The sequence below is a fragment of the Acidimicrobiia bacterium genome, from assembly GCA_016650365.1.
In the GTDB taxonomy this organism is placed as follows: domain Bacteria; phylum Actinomycetota; class Acidimicrobiia; order Spongiisociales; family JAENVV01; genus JAENVV01.
This window is the reverse complement of record JAENVV010000169.1, coordinates 1-4956: the sequence shown is the minus strand read 5'-3', so window position 1 is coordinate 4956 and position 4956 is coordinate 1. Positions and strand designations below refer to the sequence as shown.

The 4956-nt window shown below is 59.5% G+C and carries 3 protein-coding genes; 1 reads left to right on the top strand and 2 read right to left on the bottom strand.

The genetic code is table 11. The features are described from left to right. Nucleotides 1-619 (bottom strand): ParA family protein (locus JJE47_10560; protein ID MBK5267864.1); only part of this gene is annotated, 619 nt, incomplete at its 3' end. 78 nt (nucleotides 620-697) lie between these two features. Further along, the gene (locus tag JJE47_10555) at nucleotides 698-1483 is read right to left on the bottom strand and encodes a Ku protein (GenBank protein MBK5267863.1); all 786 of its coding nucleotides are present in this window, start codon (nucleotides 1481-1483) and stop codon (nucleotides 698-700) included. A gap of 273 nt (nucleotides 1484-1756) precedes the next feature. On the opposite strand from JJE47_10555, the gene JJE47_10550 reads away from it, so the two are divergent. After that, nucleotides 1757-4956: DUF11 domain-containing protein (locus JJE47_10550; protein MBK5267862.1), on the top strand; the 3200-nt coding region annotated here is incomplete at its 3' end.

Below are 4956 nucleotides of genomic sequence, written 5' to 3'. Positions count from 1 at the left end.
TGAGTTGAGCGCGAACCTCGCGACGGATGGCAGTGCCGGCCGTTGAGAAATCGAACAAAGCGACGCCGAGTAGTTGAAGCGCCGGATTGACGGTCGCCTTGGCCGAGGCAAACTGGCGAGCCATGAGCTCGAGTCCATCGATCGAACCGTCGTCGAACTTGACCGGAATGACCAACCAGCGTGATGCCGAGAGTGCCGCATCGACGGCCACTCCCCCGGCGGGAGGGGAGTCGATGACCACGAGATCGTACGCCTGCGAGATCGGGCCGAGCACGACGTCGAGGTCGGCGATGGCTTCGGAGTCGACGCTCCGCCGGTTGTTGATCACGGCCCAGAGGTCGGTGGTCGCCTGCCCAGCGGGAATCGAGTCCAACCGGGGTCGCACGTTCGTGATCGGACTCACCGGCCGACCTGCCACCACTGCCTGAAGGAGGCCCTCACCTTCGTCACCGAGTCCATCCTGTTTATAGCCGAGATCAGAGCCGAGGTTGCCTTGTGGGTCAAGGTCGACAGTGAGGACTCGCCAGCCGGCGTGGGCGGCGAGTCCTGCAACGTTGGCGGCGAGCGAGGTCTTCCCGACGCCTCCCTTTCCGTTTCCGAACATGAGTGCGTTGTTCATGTGATGTCCTTGAAACCGGGATGTATATACATCCTACATACACGGCATAGACATCCAATGACTTAAGCGTTTCCCGATCTAGCTGGCGGCTCGCTTGGCTTTGGTGGCTTCGACACTCGCTTTGAGGGCCTCGAGTAGGTCGATCACCTTGGTTGGCTCGGGTTGGTCGGGGGCGATGATTTCCTCACCCTCCACTTTCTTGCGGGCCAACTCCTGGATGGCTTCGCGTGATGAATCGGTCCAGGCGGTCGGATCGAACTCGGTCGTGAGATTGTCAATGATCATTTTGGCCATTTGAACCTCTTCGTCCCGAATCTCCGGGGTTTCCGACAGTTCTTCGAATTCGGCGGTCCTGATCTCATCGGGCCAAAACATGGTTTCGAGGACGAGAACGCCGTCCATAGCCCGGAGCGTCGACAGATACTCCTTCTCCCGTAGGGTGACCTTGCAGATCCCCACTCGTTGCCCATTTTTTAAGGCATCAAGCAGGATTTGATAGGCCTTGACTCCGGTCTTCTCGGGGCCGAGGAAATACGTCTTTTGGTAGTAGATGGGGTCGATTTCCGACGCGTCGACGAATTGGATGACATCGACGAGTTTCGATCCGCCCTGGGCGCTGGCAGCATCGAGATCCTCGTCGGTAAAGATGACGTATTTGCCCTTTTCGACCTCGTAACCCTTGACGATTTCATCCCAGGTCACCTCTTCGCCATCTGATTCGGCGACCCGTTTGTACTTGATGGGGCTTCCGTCGGATTCGCGGAGCATCTTGAACTTGGGGGTGCGGTTTTCCGTCGCCGAATAGAGCCCTACCGGGATGGTGACGAGTCCGAAGCTGATGGCGCCTTTCCAAATTGATCGCATGTCCGGATGCTACGGGAAAGGCAACCGAATGGGAAGTGACTAGTCAGGTGCTAACCGGATTTCGGGTCTCGCACCAGTGGTCCTCGGTTCTGGCCGAAGAATCCTTAAGGATCATCGTGTGATCGGAGTAACTGGGAACCCACAGAACCTGGTGCAAACGACCAAACATCTTCTTGAGGTCACGTGACACACCCTGGACATAATCGAACGGAACGCGCCCCACAGTGGGTGCGCTATCGCGCGTCGAGTGGCTCAGGGCGCGCGGTTCGCGCGATGTCGACGCTGGTTCTGTTCGCCGTACAGCTGGTCGTCCTTGCCGGTGTCCTTCTCACACCCCAGCTGGCCCAGGCCGTCGACCTTCCTCCGCTGAGCGCCAGCCTGTTCCTTCAAACGTCAGGGCCGTCCGCCGGACTTGGCATTGGAGACTGGTACACGACTCCGGTGGCCGGTGGCGGCGGCGGAATGGTGCACCAGTATGCCATCGACGTTCCGAGTGGATGGCCGGCTGGGACGCCAATCACCGTTGCCCTATTCGACCCCGAGTCGAGTGACCTCGGTGTACCGCACACGCCCGAAGCGGTGGACGAAGTGCGGGGCGGGGTCAGCGACCGGACCACCTTCACCCTTCGGTCACCAGGTGGTTCGGTCCTACAGACGCGAGTCTTTACGACTTCCGCCACCGACGGTCAGTGGTATCAGCTCTATACGTTTACGCCGGGGGTCTCCGGGTACGGCACGTATACGCTCGAGACCACGACGGGCGACGGCAACGTTTCCGGAGTTGCGGCCAACGATGACGACAACTCATGGCGGCTCAACGTGAACTACGACCCGGACTGTACCGCGGGGACCACCGGATCGTGTGTTGGGTTGGTAGACGGTGACGAGACTGACAACTTCGACGGATTGCCCGGTACGGGCGACGAGCTCACGGCTGGCATCAATCGCGGTTCGTTTCAACATGCCGGCTCGACAACGGTGTGCAACACGTACTACTTCATCGTGGAGCCGATTACCCCGCGTGCGGGACCAACCGGAGGGATTCTCGCACACAACTTTGACATGGACGGGAGCGGTTCGGTCACCTACACGGATCCAAACGGCGGCACGTACACCGGAACCCTTTCCGGCAACGCCACCTGGAACAACTCTGGGACATCTGCGCGGGTCGGCGATGAGTTGCCTGCGATCAATGGCTGGTGGGCTGCCGAGATATGCCTCAACGCCAACAACCAATATGTGTTCGAGGGTCCGTCCGGTTCGACCAGCTACCTGGAGAACCAACCGCCGACCCCGCGGATTGAGCTGGCCAAGTCAGACGGCGGTCTCACGGCTGTCAATCGGGGCGACACGATAACGTACACCATTGACTTTTCCAACACGTCAGACACCACTTCTTCTCCGGGACAGGCGGTGTCTCTCTCAATCGGCGACGTTATTCCAGCTGGCACCACCTATGTGGGTGGATCGTGTCTCATTGGTGCACCCGTGTCTGGTTCATGCTCCTACAACGGCGGGACGGACGAGGTGACATTCGTGATCACCGATACCGTCAACCCCGGAGCTACCGGCCAGGTCTTCTTCCAGGTGACCGTCGATCCGAACGCCACCGGCACAGTCGATAATACGGCGACAGCGAAGTTCAACGACATTCTCGGTCATACCTACCTAACATCGTCGAATACCGACGTTGACACCGTTCGGGGAGCCGACTTGGCGGTCACCAAGGTGGTAGACCAGACCAACGTCGTTCAGGGTGCGACGGCCACGTTTACCGTCACGGTTGCCAACCTCGGGACAGCGGATGCAACCAACGTAGTATTGACCGACCTGCTTCCGCCTGGGCTGACCTATGTGAGTTCAACCGTGAGTGGTGGTTCGTACAACCCCGGAACGGGTGCGTGGATGGTCGGGACCCTGGTCAACGGCTCATCCAAGACGTTGGTGGTAGTGGCGGATGTGACCGGAACCGGCACGTTGACCAATACCGCCGCGATAACCGGGCTCGACCAAGCCGATCCAAATCCCTCAAACGATTCGGCATCGGCGGCCGTGACCGTCACCGTGCCACCGCTCACAGTCGTAAAGACTTCCAATCCTTCAGGATCGGTACCAGCCGGCGCCACCATCAACTACACCGTTTCGGTTACCAACTCAGGGGCAACCAATCAAACCGGGATCACGATTGATGACCTTCTCCCACCGGAGGTCACCTATGTGGCGCAGAGCACCGTGGCTGTCGGAACCCGGTCGACCGTCAGCACGGTCAACAAGACGGTCCGGGATCAATTCGCAACGGCAAGCTACGCCAACAACAACGGTACGAACAACTGGGCAGCCAACTGGGTCGAGTCCGGTGAGACCACGAGTCCGACTGCTGGGCGAGTCACGATCACGTCAGGTCAGTTGCGATTCGCCGACCTCGACAGCGTTTCGATCAGCCGGGGCGTCAACCTCTCCAGTCCGGCGATCCAGAGCGCGGTCCTGACCTTTTCGTACATCGCGACTTCGATCGGAAATGAGACCCTCGCTGCCCAACTCTGGAACGGCTCATCGTGGAACACGGTTGCCTCGATCAGCGGCGGCACCGGAACGATTACCCACACACTCACGGCGGCCCAACGGTCAGCCGGTACCTCGCTCAGATTTGTATCGGCATCTGGGGATTGGTCGACCAGTGAGGTTGCGTTGGTCGACAACGTGCAGATCGCCTGGACCGAGCAGACCGGAACCTACAGCACCGTCACATTGGACAACGTTACGGGCGGCGTCAATCCGGATCTCGTTCAAGGTAACCCGACAACCGGCAATCTGGTGGTCGCTGGCGACGGTTTGGTTTTGCGGCCGGGTGAGTCCATGACGGTGACGTACCGGGCGGTTGTGTCACCAACGCTCTCCGGTTCGGCTACCAGGATTGTGAACACGGCGACGGTGACTTCAAACGAACAGCCCCAGGCGGCTCCCTCCACCAACCGGATCCCCATCGATTTTCGTCCGGTGTTGGGGGTGGCCAAGTCTGGTCCGGCCACGGCGGTGGTTGGTGAGTTGGTTTCGTATTCGTTTGTGGTTTCGCATGTGGTGGGGTCGGATGGTTCTCCGGTTTCGGGGGTGGTGGTGTCTGATGATGTGGCTGGTGTGGGTGTGTTTGTGTCTGGTGATGATGGTGATGGGTTGTTGGAGTTGGGTGAGTCGTGGTCGTATTCTGCTTCGTATACGGTGTTGCCGTCTGATCCGAAGCCGTTGGTGAATACCGTGACGGTGACGGCGGTGGATGGGGATGGGCAAGCGGTTGGTCCTGTGTCTGATTCGCATAGTTTGGTGACTGATGTTGCGCCGGTGTTGGGGGTGGTGAAGTCGGGTCCGGTTTCGGCGACCGTTGGTGAGTTGGTTTCGTATTCGTTTGTGGTTTCGCATGGGGTGGGGTCGGATGGGTCGCCGGTGTCGGGTTTGTCTGTGTCTGATGATGTGGCTGG

What these genes read in the sequence shown, in the direction of transcription:
- JJE47_10555 (MBK5267863.1), bottom strand. Translation starts at nt 1,483, where the DNA reads ATGCGATCAATTTGGAAAGGCGCCATCAGCTTCGGACTCGTCACCATC.